Below are 24,170 nucleotides of genomic sequence, written 5' to 3'. Positions count from 1 at the left end.
AGCGCCATTCTCGTCGCTCTCGGCCGGGCTGCGCGGACGCCGTCGCGTACCGGTTAGCCGGTAGAGGGTACGTCCTGCGCCGCGATCCAGGTCAGCGCCTCGGCCAGATCGAGGAAGGGGGCCGGCCGCGGCGACCCCAGCCTGCCGAAACCCACCTCCAGGAACCAGCATCCGGCCTCCGCGCCGTGGTCCGACGAGAGCCGGACCAGGATCGCGACGAGGATCCCTTCGGCCAGCACCAGCCGGCCTTCCTCGTCGCTGCTCTCGGTCCGGATCCGGACGGGCTGGAGGCTCAGGGTCATGGCACGGCGGGCCGCTTCTGATGCAGATAGGCCGGGTCGAACTCAGCGCGGTTCGTCAGCGCGTCCCAGTCGTGGATGACGAGGCGCTGACCCTGGAGCGTCAGCAGGCCCTGCCCGCGCAGTTCCTGCAGGACGCGGTTGACGTGGACGTTCGAGACGCCGATCGCGTCGGCGATGTCGCCCTGCGTCAGGGCCATCTCACAGGTGAAGTCCCGCGCCAGCCCCACGGCATGGAGCTTCAGGTAGATTTCGCAGAACAAGTGCGTGATCCGGCCGAGGGTCGAGCGCCGGCCGATATTGGTCATCCATTCCCGGAAGATCGCGGCATCCACCAGGGTATCGCGCCAGAGGGCGGCCGTGATGCCGGGATGCGTGCGGGTGAGTTCGAGCAGCGCCTCATGCGGAATGAAGGCCAGGGTGCAGGCCGTCAGGGTGCTGAGGCTGTGGTCCATCACCGGCAGGTGGAGGCTCTGCAGGTCGGGGATGTCGCCCGGGATGTGCACCGACAGGATCTGGCGCTTGCCCTCGTCGAGGAGCTTGTAGCGGAAGGTCCAGCCATCCAGCAGGAGGCAGCACTGCTTGGGATGGTCGCCATCGCGCACGATGTCCTGGTGCGCGCCGAGTTGTCGGCGCGTCACCGGCAGGCCTTCGATCGCCCGACGCTCCGCGTCGGAGACCGTGATGATCGTCTCCAACTTCCGAATGAGCATGCTGAGATCGGCGCCAGCGGCGAGGCTCATTGCGAAGATGCCTTTCTTGGGCGGGTCTGATGACGGCGAGTTCGACCGTTCAAGGTTAAACCTCGGACCGTCCAACGCGGGCAGGGATGGCGCATCGGAACCCCGTGGATCGATCGGGCTGTACCGTCGTCACCTTGTAGCATGAAGACCGATGGGGAGGCGCCAACTTTGGCCATCGCCGTCGGTAACGCGGTCGGATCGGTGGCGCTACGGGGTGTCGACGCCCGAATACGCCTGCATTACGCCTTTGTCCCGGTTCCGGGGAGATGCAGGCGATCAACGCCGATCGCCTGATGGCTGCGATGGATGCCGCGTCCCCTCTCCGCACCCATCTGCCTCGGTTCGTCCAAATCCAGATCATACAAATCGGGCAAACCGCCTGCGGGCACGCGACACTGCCTCGGCACGGACGGATCACGGCGCGGGATCGCGAGGGGCCCTGGAGGCCCTCGCCGCCAGCAGCGACGGCCTGCCCGAGGCCGAGTATGACCGTCTGATTCCGCCTGGCCCCAATCCGGAGCGCAACACGGGAGTCCGACGGATGCCGTCGCGCCAGCTTCCGGCAACAGGGCAGGGCCGGGCGGTTGCAGTTGTTGAGACCTGAGCCGCCCGGCCCCTATCGGAGCGCTGACCTTGGGAAGGAGGCACTTCGATCGGGGAAGGGAAGATCCGCGCGCGAGTACGGGATCTCCCGAAGTCACCCGAGAGGTCGGCATCGGGGCTGCGAGATTCAACCGCCCTTGAGGCCTGGCCATGACAGGGCGCTGACGCGTGGCGGAATTCAGTCTTCGCCGACGCTTGTGTTCCTGGATTCATCGATATCTGCGCATCAAATCCGACGTGTTGATACCGAGCGTCGATGAAGATGGACCGGATGACGGAAAAGATGAAGTGAATGCCGTTCGGAGACGTTGCCGTACCGCGGCTCGATCCGGGAGCGTCCTGTCGCGAGAAATGGCTGTGGACTTGGTCGACCACGGCACCGTACAACCATTCCAATGACGGAGCCGCCCCCGCGGAGATCTGGCGGAGCACGGCTCACGACTGGGCGAAACGGCAGGAAACGCATGATCCGGTTGAACCTGAACGGCACCGTCCGCGAGGTCGAGGCCGAACCTGACACCCCGCTCCTCTGGGTCATCCGCGAGCAGGCGGGCCTGACCGGCACGAAGTACGGCTGCGGCATCGCCCAGTGCGGCGCCTGCACGGTGCATATCGACGGCACGGCGGTGCGCTCCTGTTCGATGCCGGTGTCCAGCGTGACGCCGGACCAGAAGATCGTGACGATCGAGGGTCTGTCGAAGGATCGCTCGCACCCGGTGCAGAAGGCCTGGGCCGAGCTCGATGTGCCGCAATGCGGCTTTTGCCAATCCGGGATGATCATGGCGTCGGCGGCGCTGCTGGCCCAGAACCCGCGCCCCAGCGAGGCGCAGATCCGCTCCGAGATCACCAATATCTGCCGCTGCGGCACCTACAGCCGCGTCCTGGCCGGCATCAAGCTCGCCGCCGATGGCGGCCAGGCCGGTTGAGGAGAGAGCCATGAACGCCCCCGTGACGAATCTCTCCCGCCGCGCTTTCGTGGCCGGCACGGCCGCTGCCGGCCTCAGCCTCGGCTTCCACGTGCCTTTCTCCGAAGCCGCCGCGCAAGGGGCCGCCTCTGCGCTCACGCCCGAGGTCAATGCCTGGGTGGTGATCAAGCCGGACGAGACCGTGGTCATCCGCATCGCCCGCTCCGAGATGGGGCAGGGGACCCTCACGGGCCTCGCACAACTCGTGGCCGAGGAACTCGGCTGCGACTGGTCGAAGGTGGTCACCGAGTACCCGACGCCGGGCCAGAACGTCGCCCGCGGCCGGGTCTGGGGCGATTTCGGCACCGGCGGCAGCCGCGGCATCCGTGAATCGCAGGACTACGTCCGCAAGGGGGGCGCGGCCGCCCGCATCATGCTGGTCGAGGCCGCCGCCAAGGGCTGGGGCGTCGCCCTGTCCGAGTGCCGCGTCGAGAAGGGCGTGATCAGCCATGCGGATTCCGGCCGCACCACCACCTTCGGCGCGGTCGCGATGGAGGCGGCAAAGGTCGCGCCGCCGAAGGACATCGTCCTCAAGGATCCGAAGGACTGGACCATCGCCGGCAAGCCGGTGAAGCGTCTCGACACCGTCGAGAAGACGGATGGTAGCCAAATCTACGGCATCGACCTGACGATGCCAGGCCTCCTGAACGCAGCGATCCGCGACTGCCCGGTCTTCGGCGGTACGGTGAAGAGCTTCGACGCCAAGGCGGTCGAGGGTATGCCGGGCGTGAAGAGGGTCGTGGCGGTGGGTGATTCCGGCGTGGCGGTGATCGCCGACACGTTCTGGCGTGCCAAGACCGCGGTGGAGGCCCTGCCGATCGTCTGGGACGAGGGCCCGAACGGCCAGGTCTCGAGCGAGACCATCGCGGCGACCCTGCGCGAGGGGCTCGACGCCAAGGAAGCCTATGTGGGCAACAAGGGCGGGGACGTCACGAGCGCTCTGAAGGGAGCGACCCGGGTCGTGGAGGCGACCTACGGCGTGCCGTTCCAGAATCACGCCACCATGGAGCCGATGAACGCCACGGTGCGCTGGACGCCGGAGCGCTGCGAGGCCTGGGCACCGACCCAGAACGGCGAGGCGGCGCTGGCCGCCGTCGCCGAGGCCGCCGGCCTCTCGGCGAACCAGTGCGACGTCTACAAGCTCCTGCTCGGCGGCGGCTTCGGCCGGCGCGGCGCCACCCACGACTGGCTGCGCCAGGCCGTCCTCATCGCGAAGGAAATGCCCGGGACCCCGATCAAGCTGATCTGGACCCGTGAGGAGGACATGACCCACGGGCGCTACCACCCCATCACCCAGTGCCGGATGCGCGCCGGCCTCGACGAGGGCGGCAACCTCACCGGGCTGCACATGCGCATCTCGGGCCAGTCGATCCTCGTTTCGGTGGCGCCGAACCGGATGGTGGACGGCAAGGACCCCGTGGTGTTCCAGGGCCTCAATCCCGGCGGCGCCGAGGCGGCGATCGGCTACGCCATCCCGAACATCCTGGTCGATCACGCGATGCGCAACCCGCACGTACCGCCGGGGTTCTGGCGCGGCGTGAACATGAACCCGAACGCCATCTACCTGGAATGCTTCATGGACGAACTCGCCCATGCGGCGGGGCAGGATCCCCTGGCCTTCCGGCTGAAGCTGATGGACAAGCATCCCAAGCACCGGGCGGTGCTGCAGGCTGTGGCGGACAAGGCCGGCTGGGGCTCGAAGCCTCCGCAAGGCATCCACCGCGGCCTCGCTCAGATGATGGGTTTCGGCTCGTACGTGGCGGCGGTGGCCGAGGTCTCGGTCGGCGATGACGGGGCGGTCAAGGTCCACCGCATCGTCGCGGCCACCGATCCGGGCCACGCCCTCAATCCGCAGCAGATCGATGCCCAGATCGCGGGCTCCTTCGTGTACGGCCTGTCGGCGGCCCTCTACCAGGAATGCACGGTCAAGGACGGCCGCATCGAGCAGACGAACTTCGACACCTATCCGGTGATGCGCCTCGAAGAGATGCCGGTGGTCGAGACCATCGTGATGCCGTCGGGCGGATTCTGGGGCGGCGTCGGCGAGCCCACCATCGCGGTGGCGGCCCCCGCCGTGCTGAACGCCATCTTCGCGGCAACGGGAAAGCGCGTGCGCCAGATGCCCGTGAAGAACACGGATCTGCGGCGGGCGTGATGCGCGTCGCCGTCGTCGTAGTCTGGCTGCTGGCCGGCCCGGTCGGGTCGGCCTCGGCGGCGGAGCGCCCGCCGCCGGGGGCAACCTCCTGTGCCGGATGCCATGCCGAGGGCGCCGCGATGGGGGCGATCGAGGGCCGTCCCGAGGCCGATATCGCGGCGGCGCTGGCCGAGTACCGCTCGGGCGTGCGACCCGCGAGCGTCATGAGCCGCATCGCCAAGGGCTTCTCGGAGGAAGAGAGCCGGGCCATCGCGGCCTATCTCGCACGGCAGGGGCAGCCATGACCACGACACGCCGTGCGCTCCTCGCCACCGGTGCAGCCCTCGCCTTGGCGCGGCCGGCGCTGGCCCAGGCCGCCGCGAAGGTGGTGGTGATCGGCGGCGGCTTCGGCGGAGCCACGGCGGCGCGCGTACTCAATCGTGGTGGCCTCGACGTGACGCTCGTGGAGGTGAGCCCGACCTACGTCTCCTGCCCGTTCAGCAACGAGGTCATCGCCGGCCTCCAGCCCATGGCGGCGCAGCGCTTCGGCTACGAAGGGCTCGCCCGTGCGGGTATCCAGGTGGTGCACGCCGCCGCCACCGGAATCGAGGCGGGGCCGCGCCAAGTCACCCTCGCTGACGGCACCGCGCTCGCCTATGACCGCCTCGTGCTCTCGCCGGGGATCGACCTGCGCTTCGACGCCATTCCCGGTTACGACGCGGCGGCGGCCGAGCGCATGCCCCATGCCTGGAAGGCGGGCGCGCAGACGCTGCTCCTCGCCCGGCAGCTCGCCGCGATGCCCGACGGCGGTACCGTGGTACTGGCGGTGCCGGGCAATCCTTATCGCTGCCCGCCCGGCCCCTACGAGCGGGCGAGCCTGATCGCTCATGTGCTCAAGACCACCAAGCCGCGCGCCAAGCTGATCCTCCTCGACGCCAAGGACACCTTCTCGAAGCAGCGCCTGTTCCAGTCGGCCTGGAAGGCGCTCTATCCGACCCAGCTTGAATACGTGCCGCTGGCGGAGGGCGGCCAGGTCAGCGCCGTCGACCCGGACGCCATGATCGTCCGTACCGACTTCTCGGACTACAAGGCGGACGTGGCCTGCATCATCCCGCCCCAACGGGCCGGCCGGATCGCTGTTGTTGCGGGAGTCGCCGACCGCAGCGGCTGGTGCCCGATCGACCCCGTCACCTTCGAATCCCGACTGGTGCCCGGCATCCACGTCATCGGCGACGCGGCCATCGCCGGAGCGATGCCGAAATCCGCCTTCTCGGCCAACGTCCAGGCCAAGGTCTGCGCCGATGCGGTGATCGACCTCCTGGCCGGCCGGGCGCCCGGAACGCCGAAGCTGATCAACACCTGCTACAGCCTGGTGGCGCCCGGCTACGGGATCTCGATCGCGGGCGTCTACCACCCGGCCGGCGGTGTCCTCGCCGATGTGGAAGGCGCCGGCGGGATCAGTCCGCTCGATGCGCCGATGGCCCTGCGCGAGCAGGAAGCGCTCTATGCCGCCGACTGGTACCGCACGATCACCCGGCAGGTCTTCGGGTGAGGCGGGTCGCCGGATGGGTCTGGATCGGCTGCACGATCCTCGTCGTGCGGGCGGAGGCCGAGCCGGGCGCGGAGCGCTTGCGGTCCGTCGCCATCGTCGACCACACCATACCGGCGAGCCTGACCGGGGTGCCGGGCGATCCCGCGCGGGGCCGCGCCCTCGTCGTCGACCGCACGAAGGGGCTCTGCCTGCTCTGCCATGCCGGACCGTTCCCGGAGGAGCGCTTCCCTGGTAATCTCGGCCCCGATCTCACGGGCGTCGGCGACCGGTTCGCGCCCGGCGCCCTGCGCCTGCGCCTCGTCGATGGCCGGGTCTTGAACCCGGACACCATCATGCCCTCCTATTACAGTCTCGCGGGTACCACGCGGATAGGTGCGGCGTGGCGGGGCCGGCCGGTGCTGGAACCTCAGGAGATCGAGGACGTCGTCGCCTTCCTGGCGACCCTGCGCGACACCCCTTCGGAGAGGCCGGCGCCGTGAGCCCGCAGACACCCCACGCCCCGAGCCGCCGCCGTCTCCTCGCCCTCGGGCCGGGCCTCGCCGCGACGCTCGCCCTGCGCCCGGTGGCGGCCGGGGCCGCCATCCGCACCGAGAGCACGGCCGAGGCCATCCGGCGCTTCGCGGGCGACGCCGAGATCTACCCGGGACGCATCCGGCTCGACCTGCCGCCGCTGGTCGAGAACGGCAACGCGGTGACGATCACCGTGACGGTGGACAGCCCGATGACCCCGGAGGACCATGTCCGCCGCATCGCGGTGTTCAACGACAAGAATCCGCAGCCGAATGTCATCACCGCATACCTGGGGTCGTGTGGAGGTCGCGCCGCGATCACGACCCGCATCCGGCTGGCCGACACGCAGCGCATCACCGCCGTCGCGGAGACCAGCGACGGGCGCTACTGGTCGACCACGGCCGACGCCATCGTCACCCTCGCCGCCTGCCTGGAGGGCTGAGCCGCCATGGCCCGCACCCTGATCAACGTGCCGAAGACCGCCCAGGCCGGCGAGGTCGTCACGATCAAGACCCTGATCTCCCACCCGATGGAGACCGGCTTCCGGCCGGGGGCCGACGGGCGCATCCGCCCGCGGGACATCATCACCGAGTTCACCTGCCTCTACGAGGGCGAGACGGTGTTTCGGGCCGAGCTGTTTCCCGCGACCGCCGCCAACCCCTACCTGACCTTCACCCTGCGGGCGACGCGGACGGGCACGCTCACCCTGACCTGGCGCGGCGACAACGGGTTTGCGCAGACCGAGACCGCGACCTTGACGGTGACGTGAGGCGACCCGCGCTCCTGATGCTCGCGGCCCTGGCGGCGGGACCGGCGCGGGCGGCCGAGATCCCGCCGGCCGAGCGGCGCTCGAGCTTCGAGACCATGAGCCCGGACATCCAGGCGATGCAGCGCGACGGGATGGCGAACCCGGCCCTGCTCTGGCTCGAGGACGGCGCCGACCTCTGGGGCAGGCCGCCGGCCCCGGACCGGCCCGCCTGCGCGGGCTGCCACGGCGAGGCGGCGGCCACGATGCGCGGCGTCGCCGCCCGCTACCCGGCCTGGGACGCCGAGACCGCGGCCCCGATCGACCTCCAGGGCCGGATCAACGCCTGCCGCCGGCGCCACCAGGGCGCGGAGCCCTATCCGTACGAGAGCCGCGAGCTCCTCGGGCTCACCGCCTACGTCGCCGCCCAATCCGCGGGCCTGCCGATCACGGTCCCGGACGATCCCCGACTCGGCCCCGCCCGGGCGGCCGGCCGGGCGCTGTTCACGCAGCGCATGGGCCAGCTCGGCCTGTCCTGCGCCGCCTGCCACGACGACCATCACGGGCTCCGCCTGGGCGCCGCCCTGATCCCGCAGGGACACCCGACCGGCTACCCGCTCTACCGCCTCGAATGGCAGGGGGTCGGCTCGGTGCAGCGGCGGCTGCGCAACTGCATGACGGGGATGCGGGCCGAGCCCTTCGCCTACGGCGCGGCGGAGTTCGTCGCCCTGGAGCGCTACCTCATGGACCGGGCCGCGCCCCTGCCGGTCGAGACCCCGGCGGTGCGCCCGTGAGCCTCAGCGGAGCTGGGCCAGCACGAGCCCGCCGGCCGCGGTGACGAGGACGACGATCCAGGGCGGCGCCCGCCCCACGGTGAGCAGCACGAAGGCCAGGACCGCGAGGGCGAAGTCGCGGGCATTGCCCACCGCGCTGACCCAGACGGGATCGTAGAGGGCGGCTCCGAGGATGCCGACCACGGCGGCGTTGGTGCCGCGCATCGCCGCCTGGGCCAGGGGCCGGGCACGCAGGCCGTCCCAGTAGGGCAGGGCGCCGTAGACCAGGAGCAGGCCCGGCAGGAAGATCGCCACCAGGGCGATGGCCGCCCCGGGCAGGCCGTTCGGCACCGGCCCGACCGCGGCGCCGAGATAGGCCGCCACGGTGAAGAGCGGCCCCGGCACCGCCTGGGCGGCGCCGTAGCCGGCCAGGAACCGGGCCGGGTCGATCCAGCCGGGGCCGACCACCTCCGCCTGCAGCAGCGGCAGCACGACGTGGCCGCCGCCGAACACCAGGGCGCCCGAGCGGTAGAAGGCGTCGAACAGGGCGAGCCCCTGGCCCGCCGGACCGGCGCCGCCGCTCTGTGCGCCCAGGGCCGGCACGAGGAGAGCCGGGCCGACGAGCAGCCCCGCGAACAGGATGAGCGCCGCCGCGCCGGCCCGGCGCGAGACCGGCACCGCCAGGCGGCGGCCCCCGGTCGCCATGGGCTCGGCCCGGCACAGGAGCAGCCCGGCCGCGGCGCCGAGGGCGATCACCAGCACCTGACCGACGGCCCCGGGCAGGAAGACCACCCCCATCAGCGCCGCGACGGCGATGCCGGCGCGGGGACGGTCCGGGGTGAGCGCGCGGGCCATGCCCCAGACGGCCTGGGCCACCACCGCCACGGCCACGAGCTTGAGGCCGTGCAGCACGGCCCCCGCCCAGGGTCCCGTCAGGGAGCCGGCCCCGAGGGCGAAGGCGAGGAGCACCAGGGCGGAGGGCAGCGTGAAGGCCGTCCAGGCGGCGAGTCCGCCGAGGAGCCCGCCGCCCCGCAGCAGCCCGAGGGAGAATCCGACCTGGCTGGAGGCCGGCCCCGGCAGGAACTGGCACAGGGCCACGAGGTCGGCATAGCCCGCCTCGTCGATCCAGCGCCGCCGATGCACCAGCTCCTCCCGGAAGTAACCGAGATGCGCGATCGGACCGCCGAAGGACGTCAGGCCGAGCTTCAAGAACACGCGGAACACCTCGGCGGCCCGGCCGGCTGTCGAACCGGGGCGGATGGCCGGCTCCGGGGGCTGTCCCTGCAGATTCACCCGTCGCTCCCCGCCGTCCGATACGCTGGCCGGGCCGGACGGCCCGATGCGCAAGCTGTACCGGATCGGAGGCCGGATGCCATGGCGGGATTGGCTTCACCCTCCGCCGACGTCGGCGCGGGCGCTCCGCCGATGCGGGACGCGACGGTCGAGGCGGCCTCGACGAAGCCGTCCGGCACGGCACGCTCCGCCGGCCCGCGCCAGCCCGCTCCTCCGCCGGCCGGTCTCCCCCGGATCAGGCGTGAAGCAGGCCGTGATCCTGGATATGGACGTTCTCGGCCGTCAGCAGAGCCTTCTCCACGCCCTTGAGCAGGATCGTGTCGTGGGCGCCCAGCGTCAGCAGGGTATCGGCTCCCGCATCCGTCATGTGATCCTGAAGCGCCGCGAAGCTCGAGACCTGGGCCTTGTCCAGCCGCAGGATGTCGTGTCCGCTGCCCGCGCCCGCATGGAATCCCGTGATGGTGTCCTGTCCGAAGCCGGACGCGAACACGAACGTATCGCCGCCGGCGCTCTTGAGGATGTCGCTCACGCCGGGCGTGGAAACCAGCGTCTGATCGGCCTGATAGGCGGTCTGGACATGCGAACCGTCCGGTTTCGTCCGGTCCACGAAGCCGATCTTGCCATTGGCAGCGTAGCGGGCGTGTTCGGCGACATGGTCCTTGCCGGTGAGGCCGGCCAGGTAGACATCGGAGGTCTTGTCCGGGTGCTGAACCACCGTCCTGATGGCCGCGCCGCCGGCGTCGTAGGTCTCGGTGGTTATGTCCGTCCCGCTGATCTTGCGCATCATCAGGCTGCCATCGTCACGGAACTGCTCCTGCAGGACGATCTTGCCGGTCCCGTCGTAGCGGGTGTGAGCCGAGGCGTAGGCCTTGCCGGCCAGGCCGTCGACATAGACGTCGTAGGACGTGTCGGCGTGCTGCACGACCTTGCTGGCGAGTTTGCCGGAGGCGTCGTAGGTGGACATGACCCGGTCGCCGTCGACGAGCGCACGCTCGGTTCGGGCCGGTTCGCTCGGGATCGGCGCCGGTGCCGCGGCCTGTTTGAGAGCGGGCTCGAGGGTCGAGGCGGGCGTGGCGATCTGGGTCGAGGCGGATGTCGGCATCGTCCCCGTCACGGCGTGCGATGCGGCGAAGGCCGGCCCCGTTTGCGTCGCGGCGACGAGCGTCGATCCGGCACCACTCGCCTGCGCCGCGAGGGCCTGGACGATCGAGGACGTGCCGGCGGATGCGAGCGTCGCGAATTTTTCGCCGCTCCCGAGCGTCATGCCCCAATCATTGTAGAGATGCGTTGCGCTCGAAAGTTTATAGAAGACATTGTTGCTGTGATAAGCGCCGGACTGCTTGAAGAACGAGTCGCCGGCATTCAGGTAGATGATGCTGTCATGAAAAGAAAGCTGTCCCGCTTTGTAGGCCGCATCCAGGAAAACGCTTGCCAAGCTCTTTGCGGTGTTCTTCTGCTCGACGATCGTATTGTGAGATAGGTCCACGTTCCTGAACGTGCTGGCGAAGTTGCCCCCGCCGTTGTGCAGGACGAGGAAGCCGTTGTTGTTCAGGCTGACGTTGTTCGTGATGGAGATGTTCGTCAGAGAATTCTTGTAACCGCCGGCCTCGATGAAGCCGACGGTGTTCTCGATCCAGTTGTCGTGGATCTTGACGTTGTTCATCGTGCCGAACAGCTCGATGCCGCCGCCATCGTGGCCGTAGTCGAAGCTCGGCGCCTTGGCGTTGACGATCCTGGTGTACGAGACCTCGTTGTTGCTGTTGCCGATCATCACGCCGACCGCGCCGTAATCGTCGTCGTACACGTTGGCCGTGTTCTTGATCATCTTCAGATCATGAAAGTAGCTGCGCGTGACGAGGTTGTCGGTGCCGTTGAGCATCACGCCCTCACCGACCTGGCTCGCCTCCACGTTCCGGATCGTGATGTGGCTGGCCGACTTGGTGACGTTGACGCCGGCCTGCGCGGCGCCGGTGATGGTCAGCCCGTCGATGACGACGTACTTGGCATTGGCCACGTTGATGGCGTCCGAGTAGCCCGCCGCGCTGTTGGCGATCGTGGCGGCCGGCCCCGTGCCGTAGGTGGTGAAGGTGATCGGGGCCTTCTCGGTGCCCGAGGCGGTGATGTTGAGGGCGCCCGTGCCCGCGGCCGAGGCGGTGTAGGCGGTGCCGGCCTTGAAGGCGACGGTGTCACCGGCCTGGAGCTTGAGCTTGTTGACCGCCTCGAGGCTGGTGAGGGGGGCCGCTGCCGATGTGCCGGGATTTCGGTCCGAAGCAAACTTGGAAGACTTATCGACGTAGTAAATCGTCACAATAACGTCCGTTCGCTGGCGTGCTTCCGTGCGATCGTTTTCGCTTTCTGCACAAAACTGCAAATTTGCAAAACATCTTGTCGAGACGAGATGTTTGCTGTGAAACGCATGTTCTCAAACAGAATTGGCAGCATATGGGTAAAATCTGTGCAATCAAGAATATTATTTCAAATATTATACTGCGTTAAAGAGGAGAAAATATGCGTATTCACAGACAATACGCTAGGAATTCTGTTCTCGAAGCAAGGAAAATCATGGGAGTGTGAGTGGAGGCCGGGATTATGGGGCGTGCATTTCCGGCGTGAGATATTCGCACGCGCGAGAACGACCGGTCAGTCTTAGCTTAGCCATTGATGCCTGCAGCAAGACGCGCGTGCCAAGTCGTTTTGCAAATCGCGGCGATCAGTCCGCGCCGCAATACAAGCGCATCGGCGCAAAAGGCATTTTGTCGCACCGGGAATGATGTGCGTCGTCGCTGGCGCGCCGAGCAACCCTCAAGACGAGGCCTGTTGATGCCGCTGCCGCCGGCGGACTTGGTCGTCCGGATTCGGTGGCACAGGCGGACTCGCCGATCCGCAGGTCTCCGCGTCAGCGGACGTATCCGCGTCCGCTCACGACCCCGCGCCGTTCGTTCCCTGCCGGCTCAGCAGGTCCTTGCGGAACTTGGCGTCGAGGCGCTGCATGAAGTGCTCGGCGCAGCACATGTGGTCGTGCATCTCGCGGCGGACGGCCTCGGCGTCCTCGGCGCGGTAGGCGGCCACGAGGGCGCGGTGGCTGGCGAGGTTGTGGGCGCCGAAGGCCTCGTGCTCGGTGAGGCTGTCGCTGCGGAACTCCACGAGGTCGCGCAGAAGGCTGTTCAGGAACCGGCACATGAAGGCCAGCAGCGGGTTGTCGCTGGCGTCGCACAGGATGTCGTGGAAATCGACCTCGACCACGCGGCCGAGGCCCCGGCCATCGCCGGCATTGGCGGCCTCGCAGGCGGCCATGTTCTCCTCCAGACGGCGGAACTCCGCCTCGCCGAGGCGACCGACCACGCTGACGCCGAGCGTCACCTCCAGGCTGCGGCGCAGGGCATAGACCTGGGCGAAGTCGAGCTCCTGGAAGTGCAGGAACCGGCGCAGCTGCTGTGCGGCGGCGTCCACCGAGATCGGGCGGATCTCCGGGCCGCCATTGGGACCGGACTGCATCGTCACCAGCCCCTGGACCTCCAGGGCCTTCAGGGCCTCGCGGATCGTGCCCTTGGCGCAGCCGTAATGCTGCATCAGGGCGCGCTCGTTCGGCAGGCGGTCGCCGGGGGCCAGCCGCTCGCGGGCGATCCGGTTGCAGAGGTCCTCCGCGATCTGGTCCGACAGCTTGATCCGCCGCATCGGCGCGGGCGGGCCGTCCGCTTCCCGCGTGCTCATCGCGCCGACCGGCTCATCGCGGCGTCCAGGCCACGCCGGCATCGAGCGGGAAGATCGGGCGGGCGAGCCTGGCGAACGGGAACAGCCCGTAATCGGAGCTGGTGACGCCCCGGCTCGCGCATTCCACCACCGCCCGGGCGATGGGCTCGAAGACCGGGCGGCAATACATCCGCGACTTCAGGATCAGCACCCGGGCCGCGGCCGGGTCGAGGCCCGAGCCCGTGAACACGCCGAGGTCCCAGGGCTCGTGCGGCTCCTCCGTGACGAGGATGCGGGCCGCACCCGTGTCGAGCACCGCCGCCCGGCCCATGCGGCAGCGCTGGCCCGTATAGGTCGGGCCGGTGATGACGTATTCGCCGTCGCCCAGGGCCGTCACCGTCCCGGTGACGGGGAGGGGGGCCTGGCGCTCGAAGCCCGGCAGGGCCACGCGGTTGCCGAGGCCGCGTTCGACCCGGGCGCCGACGCCCGCCGCGTGCAGGGCCGCGACGGCCTCCGGATCGCAGATCGGGCCGGCGAGGATGCCGTCCATCCCGGCCGCCAGGGCGGCGGCGAGGACGTCCATCACGTCGCAGGTGCCGCCCGACATGCAGTTGTCGCCGTGGTCGAGGAGGAGCACGGGACCGACCCCCGGACCGGCCAGCGCCGCCTGCGCCGCCGCGATGGACGCGGCCAGCGGCGCCTCCGCGTAGACGAAGTCGTCGCGCGCCTCCCAGAGCCCGGCCGCGAGGTCGCGGGCCGCCGCGTCGGCGGCGCCCTGCGTCTCCGCCGTCACCGTGACGGAGACGCCGGCCTCGGCGAGGTCGGCCAGGGAGAATCCGCCGAAGATCGTCGCGGCGAGCACGCCGGGCCGGGCCTCCACGGCCTTGGCCGCCCTCACGGCGTCCCGCATCGGGCCGGGCACGCGGGTGTCCATGCGCAGGGTGTGGGCGAGCATGGGCGGATGGACCCGGGCCCGGCGCGGCGCCAGGCCCTCGTCGAGCATGCGCCCGACGATGCCGGCCACCCGCTCCCCCGTCTCGGCCATGTCGACGTGCGGGTAGGTCTTGAAGCCGGCGATCGCGTCGCAGTTCGCCACCATCCGGTCGGTGACGTTGCCGTGGAGGTCGAGGGCGACGCCGAGCGGCACGCCGGGCGCCAGGGCGCGGATGCGGGCCAGGAGCTCGCCCTCGCCGTCGTCGTGGCTCTGCGTCACCATCGCCCCGTGCAGGTCGAGGAGGATGGCGTCGCAGCCGGGGCGGATCGCGTCGAGGATCGCCGCGGCGAGCGCCTCGAAGGCCGCGTCCGCCACCGGGCCGCTCGGGTTGGCATGGGCCGAGACCGGCACCGCGACGGTGGCGCCGCGCGCCTCCCCGAAGCGGATGAAGGCGCCGAGCGCCGTGGTGCTGTCGCGCCCGGCCGCCAGGGCCGCCTCGCCCCAGAGCGGGTCGAAGGCGGCCAGTGGGGTCGCCAGGGGCGAGAAGGTGTTGGTCTCGTGGTTCACCCGGGCGGTGACGATACGCATGCGCTTCGAAGCCTTGCTGGGATCGGGATCAGGCCGCGGGGGCGTGGCGGGAATCGTAGTCGAGCACCGCGTCGAGCAGGACCTGCGCGCCGGCGGCGCATTCGGACGGGGCGGTCGATTCGGCCGGGTTGTGGCTGAGGCCCCCGGCGCTCGGCACGAACACCATGGTGGTGGGCACCAGGGCGGCCACGTGGGCGGCGTCGTGCCCGGCCCCCGAGACCATGTCGCGGGTGGCGTGGCCGCCCTTCTCGGCCGCGCGCCGGACGGAGGCGATGCAGCCGGAATCGAAGGCGACGGGCGCGGTCCGGGCGATGACCTGGAGCGTGCCCGTGAGCGAGAGGCCGGCCGTGACGCGGTCGAGGGCGTCGCGCAGAGCCGCCTCCATGGCGTCGAGCACCGCGTCCTGCGGGTGGCGCAGGTCCACGGTGAGGAAGACGCGGCCCGGGATGACGTTGTTGGAGTTCGGCGTCACCGTGAGGTGGCCGACGGTGCCGACCGCATCGGGGGCATGCGCCTGGGCGGCGGCATCCACCGCCTCGACCAGGCGGGCGGCGCCGAGGAGCGCGTTGCGCCGCATCGGCATCGGGGTCGAGCCCGTATGGGCGGACTGACCCTCCAGGGTGACCTCGTACCAGCGCATGCCCTGCACGCCCTGCACCACGCCGATGGTGGCGCCTTCCGCCTCCAGGATCGGGCCCTGCTCGATGTGCAGCTCGAACATCGCCCCGAACGGCACCGACCCGGGCCGGGCCTCGCCGCGATAGCCGATCGCGTCGAGGGCCGCGCCGAAGCGCGTGCCGGCGCTGTCCTGGCGCGCCTCGGCCCAGTCGCCATCATAGATGCCCGCATAGACGCCGGAGCCCAGCATGGCGGGGGCGAAGCGCGCGCCCTCCTCGTTGGTCCAGTTCACCAGCAGGAGCGGCGCCTCGGTGACGTAGCCGGCCCCGTCGAGGGTGCGCAGCACCTCGAGCCCGGCCAGCACGCCGAGCACGCCGTCGAACTTGCCGCCGGTGGGCTGGGTGTCGAGGTGGCTGCCCAGGGCGATCGGCTTCAGCTCCGGGTTCCGGCCGGGGCGCAGGGCGAACATGTTGCCGACCGCATCCACCGTGAGGGTGCAGCCCAGAGCCTCGACCTGGCTCCGCAGCCAGTCGCGCACCCGGCGGTCCTCGTCGCTGAGCGTCAGGCGGGCGATGCCGCCGTCGGGGGTGGCGCCGATGGCGGCGGTCTCGGTCAGGCTGTCCCAGAGGCGCTTGGCGTTGATGGTGAGGTTCGACATCTGTGTCCTGGATTCCGTTCTGCTCACGCCGCCTTCACGCCGAGGAAGCGGTCGCGCGCCGCCTCGTCGGCGACGAAGTCGGCATTGCCGGCCGCGTAGGCGACGCGGCCGAGTTCGAGGATGTAGTGGCGGTCTGCAAGGCTCGTGCAGACCGCGAGGTTCTGCTCCACCAGCAGGATCGGGACCCCGGCGTCGCGGATGGCCCGGATCTGAGTGACGATCTCCTCGACGATGACGGGGGCGAGGCCCTCCACCGGCTCGTCGAGCATGAGGAGCTTCGGTCCGGAGAGCAGGGCGCGGGCGATCGACAGCATCTGCTGCTCGCCGCCCGAGAGCTGCGCGCCCCCGTTGCGGCGGCGCTCCTCCAGGCGCGGGAACATCGTGAAGATGTCCCGCAGGCCCCAGGGCGAGCCCTTGCGCACGGCGATGGCCAAGTTCTCCGCGACGCTGAGGAGGCTGAAGATGCCGCGATCCTCCGGCACGAGGGTGAGGCCCGCCCGGGCGATGCGGTGGGCGGGCCAGCCCGCCACGTCGGCGCCGCGGAAGCGCACCCGGCCGCCGCGCGGGGGCAGGAGTCCGCTGATCGCCTTGAGCGTCGAGGTCTTGCCGGCGCCGTTGCGCCCGAGCAGGCAGACGATCTCGCCGTCGCGCACCTCCAGGTCGACGCCCTGGAGGATGTGGCTCTTGCCGTAGAAGCCCTGGACCCCGTCCAGGCTGAGGGCGACGGGGCCGCTCACGAGACGTGCGCCCGGGCAGGGGTCAGGTCGCCCGTGATCATGTTGCCGAGATAGGCCCGCCTCACCTCCGGGTCGTCGCGGACCCGGGCCGGCGGCCCCTCCACCAGGACCCGGCCGGCGCGCATCACCGTCACGGTGTCCGAGATGTTCATGACGATGCCCATGTTGTGCTCGATGAACAGGACGGTGTGGTCGCGGCCGAGATCGCGGATCAGCGCCGTCATCGCGCCGATGTCGTCGATGCCCATGCCGGAGGTCGGCTCGTCGAGGAGGATGACCTTCGGGGCCGCCGCCATGGCCATGCCGACTTCGAGGCGCCGCTGCTGGCCGTGCGAGAGCGCGCCGGCGGCGCGCAGGGCCACCCGGGCGAGGTCGAGGCGCTCCAGCATCGCCTCGGCAACCGCCAGCGCCGGCCGGTTCGCCTCGGCCCGGCGCCAGGGGGCCAGCGCCTGCCAGGGCGTCTTGCCCTGCGCGGCCAGCCGCAGGTTCTCGCGAACGCTCAGCGTCGGGAAGAGGCTGGTGACCTGGAAGGAGCGGGCGAGGCCGAGGCGCACGCGCTCATGGTCGGCGGTGCGGGTGATGTCCCGGCCGGCGAGGGTGATGCGCCCGGCCGAGGGCGCGATCCGGCCTGTCAGCGCATGGAACAGGGTGGTCTTGCCGGCGCCGTTCGGGCCGATGATCGAGTGGACGCTGTTCTCGGCGATGCTCAGGGTCACGTCCTGCAGGGCGACGAAGCTGCCGTAGCGGACGCTCAAGGCGTCGGTGGCGAGGATCGGCGCGCTCATCGGGCGACCTCCGGAGCGCGGCCGGCCTCGACCGCGGGAACCCCCTCCGCCACGGGGGCGACCTCGGGGTTCGCCACCACCGGGCGGTCGGGCGCGGGGTCGTCGGGCGGCGGCGCCCGCGTCACGAGGGCGACGGCGCACTCGATCAGGCCCCAGAGGCCGCGCTGCAGGAACAGCGTGATGACGATGAGGAGGAGCCCGAGCAGCAGGAGCCAGCGCGGCCAGATCGCCGAGAGGGCGTCGGCGGCGAGCAGGTAGGCGCCGGCCCCGAGGAGCGAGGCGAACAGGTTCGCGCTGCCGCCGATGATCGTCATGATCAGCAGGGTCTCGCTGGTGTGGTAGTCGATGTTCGAGAGCGGCGCGACGCCGATCAGCATGGCGTGGAGCGCGCCCGCGAAGGCGGTGACCGCGCCGGAGATCGCGAAGGCCGCGACCTTGAAGGCGCGCACCGGATAGCCGATCGCCCCGGCCCGGCCCTCGTTGTCGCGGATGGCGAGCAGGGTGCGCCCGAAGGTCGAGAGCGCGACCCGCTGCAGGGCGGCGAAGAGCGCGAGGAAGAGCACGGCCACGAAGGCGTAGTAGGTCCAGGGATCGGACAGGACCGTGCCGGCGAGGCGCGGGCGCGGGATGTCGAGGAGGCCGTTGTCGCCGCCGGTGAGGCCGCTGAAGGTGTAGGCCAGGAAGTAGAACATCTGCGAGAAGGCGAGCGTCAGCATCACGAAGTAGACGCCCTGGCGCCGGATCGAGACCCAGCCCACCGCGGCCGCCACCAGGGCGCCGAGCGCCAGCGACAGCAGCAGCATGACGGGGGCCGGCAGGCCGGCCCGGACGAGGCCGAGACCGGCGACGTAGCTGCCCAGGCCGAAGAAGATGCCCTGGCCGAAGGAGAGGAGGCCGGTGTAGCCCAGCAGCAGGTTGCAGGCGGCGACCGCCAGCCCGTAGATCAGGATCTCGCTGGCCAGCGTGCCGGAGCGCATGGCGAGCGGCAGGATCAGCACGGTCGCGACCGCGAGGCCGAACTGCACCAGGGGCCGGTCGAGAAGGGGAATCATCGCCAGTTCCTCCTCAGGCCCGGCCGAACAGGCCGCGCGGCATCGCCATGATGATGCCGGCCATGCCGAGATAGATGACGAGGCGCGCGCCTTCGGGCCACAGGGTGGCCATCAGGCTCTGCGCGATGCCGACGAGGAGGCCGGCGGCGAGCGCCCCGGCATAGCTGCCCATCCCGCCGATCACCACGACCACGAAGGCGATGCCCAGGGCCTCGACGCCCATGAAGGGCTCGACGCCGCGGATGGGGGCGGCCAGCGCCCCGGCCAGGCCCGCCAGCCCGGCCCCGAGGGCGAAGACGGCGGTGTTGATGCGCAGGGTGTCGTAGCCGAGCAGGGCCATGTTGGACGGGGATTCGGAGCCCGCGCGGACGATGGCGCCGAGCCGCGTCCGGTCGAGGAGCCACCACAGGCCTGCCGCCAGGATCGCCGTGAAGCCGATCACGAAGAGCCGGTACTCCGGATAGACGAAGTCGCCGAGGATCATCACGCCGCTGAGTGCGTCCGGCGGCGCGACGTTCCCGCCGAGGGGACCCCAGACGATGATGACGAGTTCCTGCACCACCAGGGCGAGGCCGACGGTGACGAGGATGTGGAAGGTGTGCGGCAGCTTGTAGACCCGGCGCAGGAGCAGCCGCTCGGTCAGGCCCGCCACCCCAGCGACGACCAGGGCGGCGAGCGGCATCGCCACCCAGAAGCTCAGGCCGCGCTCCACGCCCTCGTAGGCGAGGTAGGCGCCGAGGAGGTAGAACGCCCCGTGCGCGAAGTTCACGAATTGCAGCAACCCGAAGATGATGCTCAGGCCCACCGCCAGGAGGAAGTAGAGCATCCCGAGCCCGAGGCCGTTCAGGATCTGGAACAGGTAGGTCACGGGGTCTCCCGTTCAGCCAGGATGTCGTTCGCGTCGCGAGGTTTCGTCCGGGTCGCAAGACGTGGCTCCCTCTCCCCCGCGGAGGGGGGAGGGTTCAGCGGCAGCCCTCACGTCATCTTGCAGCCGGCGGCCTCGGGCGAGAGGAACGACTTGCCGGACTGGATGACCTCGGCGAAATCGTCCTTGTCCTTCATGGCGGACTTCGCCTTGCCCTTGAGCAGGTAGTAATCCTTGATGACCTGGTGGTCGGCGGCCCGGATCTCCTCCTCGCCGGTGAGACCCGCGTAGCGCATCCCTTCGAGCGCCTTGATCACGGCGGGGCCGTCGGCGCTGCCGGCCTTGGTGGCCGCGTCGAGGAGCAGCTTGGTGATCTGGTAGGAGCCGGCGAAGGAGTAGTTCGGCGTCATCTTGGCGGTCTCGCGGACCTTGGCCACCAGGGCCTTGTTCAGGGGCGAGTCGATGCCGTGCCAGTACTGCGCGCCGAAGTAGACGCCCTCGCAGAGGTCGGCGCCCAGGGCCTCGAACTGCTCCAGGCCCGAGGCCCAGGCGAGCACGATGGTCATGCGCTTCTTGAGGCCGAAGCTGACCGCCTGGCGCAGGGCATCCGAGGATTGCGAGCCGAAGTTGAGGAGCAGCAGCACGTCGGGCTTGGCCGCGATCGCGTTGGTCAGGTAGCCGCTGAACTCCTTCTCGGCCAGCGAGTGGTAGCTGTTGCCGACATGCTCGATGCCCTTCTCCTGGAAGACCGCCTTGGCGGCGCTGAGGAGGCCCTCGCCGAACACGTATTGCGGGGTGATCGTGTACCAGCGCTTGGCCTGGGGCATCTGCGCGACGAGCGGGCGCACCGTCTGCGCGATGGCGCCGAAGGTCGGCACCGTCCAGCGGAAGGTGCCGCGGTTGCAGTCCGAGCCGGTGATCTCGTCGGCGCCCGCCGTGGTGATGAAGACGCCCTCGGATTTCGCCGCCTCCTTGCCCATCACCAGCGCCTCGGAGGAGAGGATGCCGCCGGCGAAGAGCCGGGTGCCCTGCGCCATCGCCTCCTGCACCTTGCGGGCGGCCGGGGCCGGCTTGCCCTCCGTGTCGATGTCCGCGACCGTGACGCTGCGGCCGAGGACCTTGCCGGCCTCCTGCGCGGCGAAGGCGGCGCCGAGCGAGGCGTACTTGCCGTTCGCGGCGAACGCCCCGGAGATCGGCAGCGGCGCGCCGACGACGAGGGGGCCATCGGCCGCGCGCGCGCCGCGCAGGATCCCGGACAGCGGGAGCCCGGTAGCGCCCAGGGCGGCCGCCGTCAGCGAGGACTTCAGAAACGCACGACGATCACGCATGGCACCGCTCCTGGCTCTCGCACCGGACGAACTATCCAAACTATACGCATAGAATATGCGCGGTTCGGATCCGTCAAGCCGAGCGGCGATGTTGCACTGCACTTGCGCAGGGACGCTTCGAAAGCCCGGGATGCAGGCAGATGATGATGCGCGCGCAGGCACTCGCGTCTCGCGTTTCGCCCGGACGAGCCGAACCTCCGGGGGCTGCTACCCAGCGGCGCGCGCCGGGGCCGGCCCGCGCCGAAGCCCGGTCCGGCCGATCCCGGCCGGTCGACGCGGGGGGTGAGACCGCGGCGCCGGCCCTCAGCGCTTGGGCGCGACCAGGTCGTCCACGAGGGCGATGTAGGAGGCGAGCATGCGGTCCACGCTGAAGGCCGCCGCGGTCCGGCGGGTCGCCCCGGCCAGGCGCGCACGTTCCTCCGGCTGCGCCACGCGGGCGAGCCGATCGATCAGCTGATCGGTGCGACCGACCTCGAAGAGGTATCCGTTGACGCCGTCCTGCACGATCTCGGAGGCGCCGCCGATATCGGAGAGCACCAGCGGGACTCCGCCGGCGAGGATCTCGAGGGCCGACAGGGAGAGGGTCTCGATCGACGTGCTGCACAGGACGCCGACGTCGAAGCCGGCGATGCTCGGTCGGACGTCGCCCTGTTCGCCCGTGAACACGACGTGCGGCGTCATCCCGGCCGCCTCGACCCCCCGCGTCAGCCGCTCCCGATCGGGACCGTTGCCGACGAAGACGACCTTGGCGGGAGCGCCCCGTTGCCGGAGCGCCACGAGGGCGTCGATCAGCTGCGCGTGGTTCTTCTCGGGCCGCATCGTCGCGACCAGACCCATGACGAAGTCGTCGGGCTGGACGCCCCAGGCGGAGCGGGTGGCCGCACGGTCCGCCGGGCGGGGCGCGAAGTGATCCAGGTCGATCCCGTTGACGATCGCCTCGTCCCGGGCTGACGCGAGCCCGCGCGCGCGCCAGTAGTCTCGCTGGTTGACGCTGACGTAGACGAGGCGGTCGAGGAACCGGGCCGCGATCCGGAACAGCGCCGTGCGGGGACCCTCGCCCGGGCGCGGCACCGTCGTGTGGAAGATGCCGACCACCTTGCCGCGCAGACTCCAGCGAAACGGCAGGGTCATGATGGTCGGGGCTTGGTTGATGACGAAGAGAACGTCGGCGTTCTCCTGCCGCAGCGCTTTCCCGACCCGGAGCCAGGAGCCGATATCGGCGAGGCCGCGGCAGCCCAGCATCCGGGCTCCCTGGGCGCCCGGCAGGGCGACGGTCTGCGCAGACTGGCCGCGACCGAACACGACGACGGAGGTCGGATAGCCTTTTTCCATGAAGCGTGCGCGAAGGTCGAGCGTATGTCGCTCCGCTCCACCCATTGCGAGACCTGGGACGAAAAATGTCAGTTTAGGCTTCACGCTGGTCGCTCGATCTGTCTCATCTGACTATGCATTTGTTTATAGATTGGTGGAAGGACGACATCCACTGGCGATATTATTCCAATCACAAAAACCATTTCCCTGATCTGGAACCAGCCGTATAACGACGTCGCGTTCATCGAATAGACGGAGTGCATGCATGCAGGCTGTGGCTGCCCTCCAGCGGCTTTCCCGGCGCTTTCACCTCGCTGGCCTTCGTCCCCTCTCCCGCATCGTCGACGGCATCGTCCGTGTCGGGTTCGCCGCCTCCATCCCGGGGCGGGCCTCGATCGGGACGGGCGTGATGTTCCATCACAGCGGCATCGGCGTCGTGATCAACGGCGCGTCCGTGATCGAGGATGGTTGCGAGATCGGCGTCCACGTCGTGCTCGGCGGCCGGACCCCGCTGCCGGGGGCCCCGCATCTGGAGCGGGACGTCATCGTCCATGCGGGCGCCAAGATCATCGGCCCCATCACCATCGGCGCCGGATCGGTGGTGGCGGCCAATGCCGTCGTGATCGAGGACATGCCGCCCAATTCGCTGATCGCGGGCATTCCGGCCGTCGCCAAGCGAAATATTGCCGATGTGGATGCCTATCGCCACAATCCCGGCGAGGGGGTGGTCGCGCCCTGAGGGGCGTTCGCGGGAGGGCGGGCATCCGTCCGCCCCGTGGCGTCCGACGGGGGACGGCCCGGCCGTCACCGATCGTCCAGGGCCAGGGTCCGGATCGGGGCTGGGGGAGCGCGGAGCAGGGCGCCGAAGAGCTGCGCGTATTGGTCGACCATGCCCTCCACCGAGAGGCCCCTGACCGACGGCCGGGCCTGCGCGGCGAGGCCGGCCCGGGTCGTCGGGTCGGCGGCGGCGACCAGGCGGTTCACCAGCATATCGGTGTCGCCGCTGGGGAAGAGGTAGCCGTTGACGCCGTCGCGGACGAGTTCCGACGCGCCGCCGATCTCCGACATGATCATCGGCACGCCGCTGGCCAGGAACTCGAGGGCCGACAGGGAAAGGGTCTCGACCGCGTTGCTGCACAGCACGCCCACGTCGCAGGCGGCGATCAGGGGCCGGACGTCGGCCTGCTCGCCGGCGAGGACGATGTGCTCCTCGATCCCGTGCTCGCGGGCCTTGGCGACGATCTCGGCGCGGGCCGGGCCGCCGCCCACGAGCAGGGCGCGGGCCGGAATGCCGTTCCGGCGCAGGACGGCGACCGCCTCGACCAGCTGGCAGTGGTTCTTCTCGGGCCTGAGGGCCGCGACGTTGCCGATGACGTAGTCGGTCGCGGCGAGGCCGAATCGTCGGCGCGTCTCCGGACCTGCGTTCTCGTCCTCGCTGAAGCGGGCGTGATCGACGCCGTTGATGATCACCGCCGTCTTCCGGCACCGGAGATGCCGCTTCGTCCAGTAGGCCCGCTGGTTCGCGCTGACGTAGACGAGGACGTCGGCGAGGCGGATGGCGGCCTGGTACAGGAAGAAGGTTCGTTCCTCGGACTTCCTCAGCACGGTGGTGTGGAAGATGCCCATGACGGGTGCCCGGGACGCCCCGAACATCCGAAGGAGAACGGCGACGATCAGGGGCGCTTGGTTGACGGCGACGATGAGGCCGGGCCGGAGATTCCGCAGGGCCCGCCAGGCGGTCACCCAGCCCCGGAGGCGGGACATCCCGGTGATGTTGAGCTGCAGCACGTCCTCGGCGCCCTCCATGCGGAGGATCGCCTCCGAGCGGCGCGGGCCGTAGACCACGACCTGCGTGTCCCAGCCCCGGCGGCGCAGGCGGGCTCTCAGATCGATCGTATGACGTTCCGCGCCGCCGACATCGAGGCCTGGAAGGAAGAAGACGACGGGTCCCTGATCGGCACGCGATCGCGATTCTATCATATCGACT

The 24,170-nt window shown here is 70.1% G+C and carries 23 protein-coding genes; 9 read left to right on the top strand and 14 right to left on the bottom strand.

Annotated elements, in window-relative coordinates; translation table 11 throughout:
- Positions 1 to 53: 53 nt before the first annotated feature.
- A complete protein-coding gene (locus ASF49_RS10265; RefSeq protein WP_056471705.1) occupies positions 54 to 302 on the bottom strand; it encodes a hypothetical protein in 249 nt (82 codons plus the stop codon).
- The gene (locus ASF49_RS10260; protein WP_243214531.1) at positions 299 to 1,012 is read right to left on the bottom strand and encodes a Crp/Fnr family transcriptional regulator; all 714 of its coding nucleotides are present in this window, start codon (positions 1,010 to 1,012) and stop codon (positions 299 to 301) included. Before ASF49_RS10260 ends, ASF49_RS10265 begins: the two co-directional genes overlap by 4 nt.
- 1,097 nt (positions 1,013 to 2,109) lie before the next feature.
- On the opposite strand from ASF49_RS10260, the gene ASF49_RS10255 reads away from it, so the two are divergent.
- Genes ASF49_RS10255 through soxA form a run of 8 tightly spaced genes read left to right on the top strand, consistent with a single transcriptional unit; the run spans position 2,110 to position 8,345 of the window.
- Positions 2,110 to 2,571: a (2Fe-2S)-binding protein gene (locus tag ASF49_RS10255; protein ID WP_056471700.1), complete on the top strand. Its 462-nt coding sequence runs from the start codon at positions 2,110 to 2,112 to the stop codon at positions 2,569 to 2,571.
- 10 nt (positions 2,572 to 2,581) lie between these two features.
- Positions 2,582 to 4,765 carry a xanthine dehydrogenase family protein molybdopterin-binding subunit gene (locus tag ASF49_RS10250; RefSeq protein ID WP_056471697.1) on the top strand — a complete coding sequence of 728 codons (2,184 nt, stop codon included), beginning with the start codon at positions 2,582 to 2,584 and terminating at the stop codon, positions 4,763 to 4,765.
- Entirely contained in the window at positions 4,765 to 5,049 is a 285-nt protein-coding gene (locus ASF49_RS10245; protein ID WP_056471696.1) for a c-type cytochrome, read from the top strand. The genes ASF49_RS10250 and ASF49_RS10245 overlap by 1 nt, the downstream gene beginning before the upstream one ends.
- The gene (locus ASF49_RS10240; protein ID WP_056471693.1) at positions 5,046 to 6,296 is read left to right on the top strand and encodes an NAD(P)/FAD-dependent oxidoreductase; all 1,251 of its coding nucleotides are present in this window, start codon (positions 5,046 to 5,048) and stop codon (positions 6,294 to 6,296) included. Before ASF49_RS10245 ends, ASF49_RS10240 begins: the two co-directional genes overlap by 4 nt.
- Positions 6,293 to 6,775 (top strand): sulfur oxidation c-type cytochrome SoxX, encoded by a 483-nt coding sequence (gene soxX / locus ASF49_RS10235; RefSeq protein ID WP_431739893.1) that lies wholly within the window; start codon positions 6,293 to 6,295, stop codon positions 6,773 to 6,775. The genes ASF49_RS10240 and soxX overlap by 4 nt, the downstream gene beginning before the upstream one ends.
- Entirely contained in the window at positions 6,772 to 7,248 is a 477-nt protein-coding gene (locus tag ASF49_RS10230; RefSeq protein WP_056471691.1) for a SoxY-related AACIE arm protein, read from the top strand. The genes soxX and ASF49_RS10230 overlap by 4 nt, the downstream gene beginning before the upstream one ends.
- A gap of 6 nt (positions 7,249 to 7,254) precedes the next feature.
- Positions 7,255 to 7,575, top strand: coding sequence for a thiosulfate oxidation carrier complex protein SoxZ (gene soxZ / locus ASF49_RS10225; protein WP_056471689.1), 321 nt, complete (start codon positions 7,255 to 7,257; stop codon positions 7,573 to 7,575).
- Complete coding sequence (gene soxA, locus ASF49_RS10220; RefSeq protein WP_056471687.1) at positions 7,572 to 8,345, top strand: sulfur oxidation c-type cytochrome SoxA; 774 nt, start codon at positions 7,572 to 7,574, stop codon at positions 8,343 to 8,345. Before soxZ ends, soxA begins: the two co-directional genes overlap by 4 nt.
- A 3-nt stretch (positions 8,346 to 8,348) precedes the next feature.
- Here the strand turns inward: soxA and chrA are convergent, their stop codons facing one another.
- The 11 genes from chrA to ASF49_RS10165 all read right to left on the bottom strand — a co-directional run bounded on the left by chrA (position 8,349) and on the right by ASF49_RS10165 (position 22,249).
- On the bottom strand, positions 8,349 to 9,611 hold the full coding sequence (gene chrA / locus ASF49_RS10215; RefSeq protein WP_243214554.1) for a chromate efflux transporter: 1,263 nt from the start codon (positions 9,609 to 9,611) through the stop codon (positions 8,349 to 8,351).
- A 241-nt stretch (positions 9,612 to 9,852) separates the two neighbouring features.
- On the bottom strand, positions 9,853 to 11,988 hold the full coding sequence (locus ASF49_RS10210; RefSeq protein WP_082511107.1) for a right-handed parallel beta-helix repeat-containing protein: 2,136 nt from the start codon (positions 11,986 to 11,988) through the stop codon (positions 9,853 to 9,855).
- 548 nt (positions 11,989 to 12,536) lie between these two features.
- The gene (locus tag ASF49_RS10205) at positions 12,537 to 13,328 is read right to left on the bottom strand and encodes a FadR/GntR family transcriptional regulator (protein ID WP_056472648.1); all 792 of its coding nucleotides are present in this window, start codon (positions 13,326 to 13,328) and stop codon (positions 12,537 to 12,539) included.
- A gap of 13 nt (positions 13,329 to 13,341) precedes the next feature.
- Positions 13,342 to 14,829: a M81 family metallopeptidase gene (locus ASF49_RS10200; protein ID WP_056471678.1), complete on the bottom strand. Its 1,488-nt coding sequence runs from the start codon at positions 14,827 to 14,829 to the stop codon at positions 13,342 to 13,344.
- A gap of 28 nt (positions 14,830 to 14,857) precedes the next feature.
- The gene (locus tag ASF49_RS10195) at positions 14,858 to 16,105 is read right to left on the bottom strand and encodes a Zn-dependent hydrolase (protein WP_056471675.1); all 1,248 of its coding nucleotides are present in this window, start codon (positions 16,103 to 16,105) and stop codon (positions 14,858 to 14,860) included.
- Between the two features lie 23 nt (positions 16,106 to 16,128).
- Positions 16,129 to 16,842: an ABC transporter ATP-binding protein gene (locus ASF49_RS10190; RefSeq protein WP_056471672.1), complete on the bottom strand. Its 714-nt coding sequence runs from the start codon at positions 16,840 to 16,842 to the stop codon at positions 16,129 to 16,131.
- The gene (locus ASF49_RS10185) at positions 16,839 to 17,627 is read right to left on the bottom strand and encodes an ABC transporter ATP-binding protein (RefSeq protein ID WP_056471669.1); all 789 of its coding nucleotides are present in this window, start codon (positions 17,625 to 17,627) and stop codon (positions 16,839 to 16,841) included. Before ASF49_RS10185 ends, ASF49_RS10190 begins: the two co-directional genes overlap by 4 nt.
- Entirely contained in the window at positions 17,624 to 18,679 is a 1,056-nt protein-coding gene (locus tag ASF49_RS10180; protein WP_056471666.1) for a branched-chain amino acid ABC transporter permease, read from the bottom strand. Before ASF49_RS10180 ends, ASF49_RS10185 begins: the two co-directional genes overlap by 4 nt.
- Positions 18,680 to 18,692: 13 nt before the next feature.
- Positions 18,693 to 19,547, bottom strand: coding sequence for a branched-chain amino acid ABC transporter permease (locus ASF49_RS10175; RefSeq protein ID WP_082511105.1), 855 nt, complete (start codon positions 19,545 to 19,547; stop codon positions 18,693 to 18,695).
- A 107-nt stretch (positions 19,548 to 19,654) separates the two neighbouring features.
- Positions 19,655 to 20,872 (bottom strand): ABC transporter substrate-binding protein, encoded by a 1,218-nt coding sequence (locus tag ASF49_RS10170; protein ID WP_056471661.1) that lies wholly within the window; start codon positions 20,870 to 20,872, stop codon positions 19,655 to 19,657.
- A 303-nt stretch (positions 20,873 to 21,175) separates the two neighbouring features.
- Entirely contained in the window at positions 21,176 to 22,249 is a 1,074-nt protein-coding gene (locus ASF49_RS10165) for a glycosyltransferase (protein ID WP_082511102.1), read from the bottom strand.
- Positions 22,250 to 22,448: 199 nt separating this feature from the next.
- On the opposite strand from ASF49_RS10165, the gene ASF49_RS10160 reads away from it, so the two are divergent.
- A complete protein-coding gene (locus ASF49_RS10160; protein WP_056471656.1) occupies positions 22,449 to 22,922 on the top strand; it encodes a serine O-acetyltransferase in 474 nt (157 codons plus the stop codon).
- 65 nt (positions 22,923 to 22,987) lie between these two features.
- Here ASF49_RS10160 and ASF49_RS10155 read toward each other — a convergent pair whose 3' ends face one another.
- Entirely contained in the window at positions 22,988 to 24,163 is a 1,176-nt protein-coding gene (locus ASF49_RS10155) for a glycosyltransferase (protein ID WP_056471654.1), read from the bottom strand.
- Positions 24,164 to 24,170: the final 7 nt, after the last annotated feature.

It is taken from the genome of Methylobacterium sp. Leaf104 (assembly GCF_001422885.1).
Classification (GTDB): domain Bacteria; phylum Pseudomonadota; class Alphaproteobacteria; order Rhizobiales; family Beijerinckiaceae; genus Methylobacterium.
This window is presented reverse-complemented; position numbering and strand designations above follow the sequence as displayed.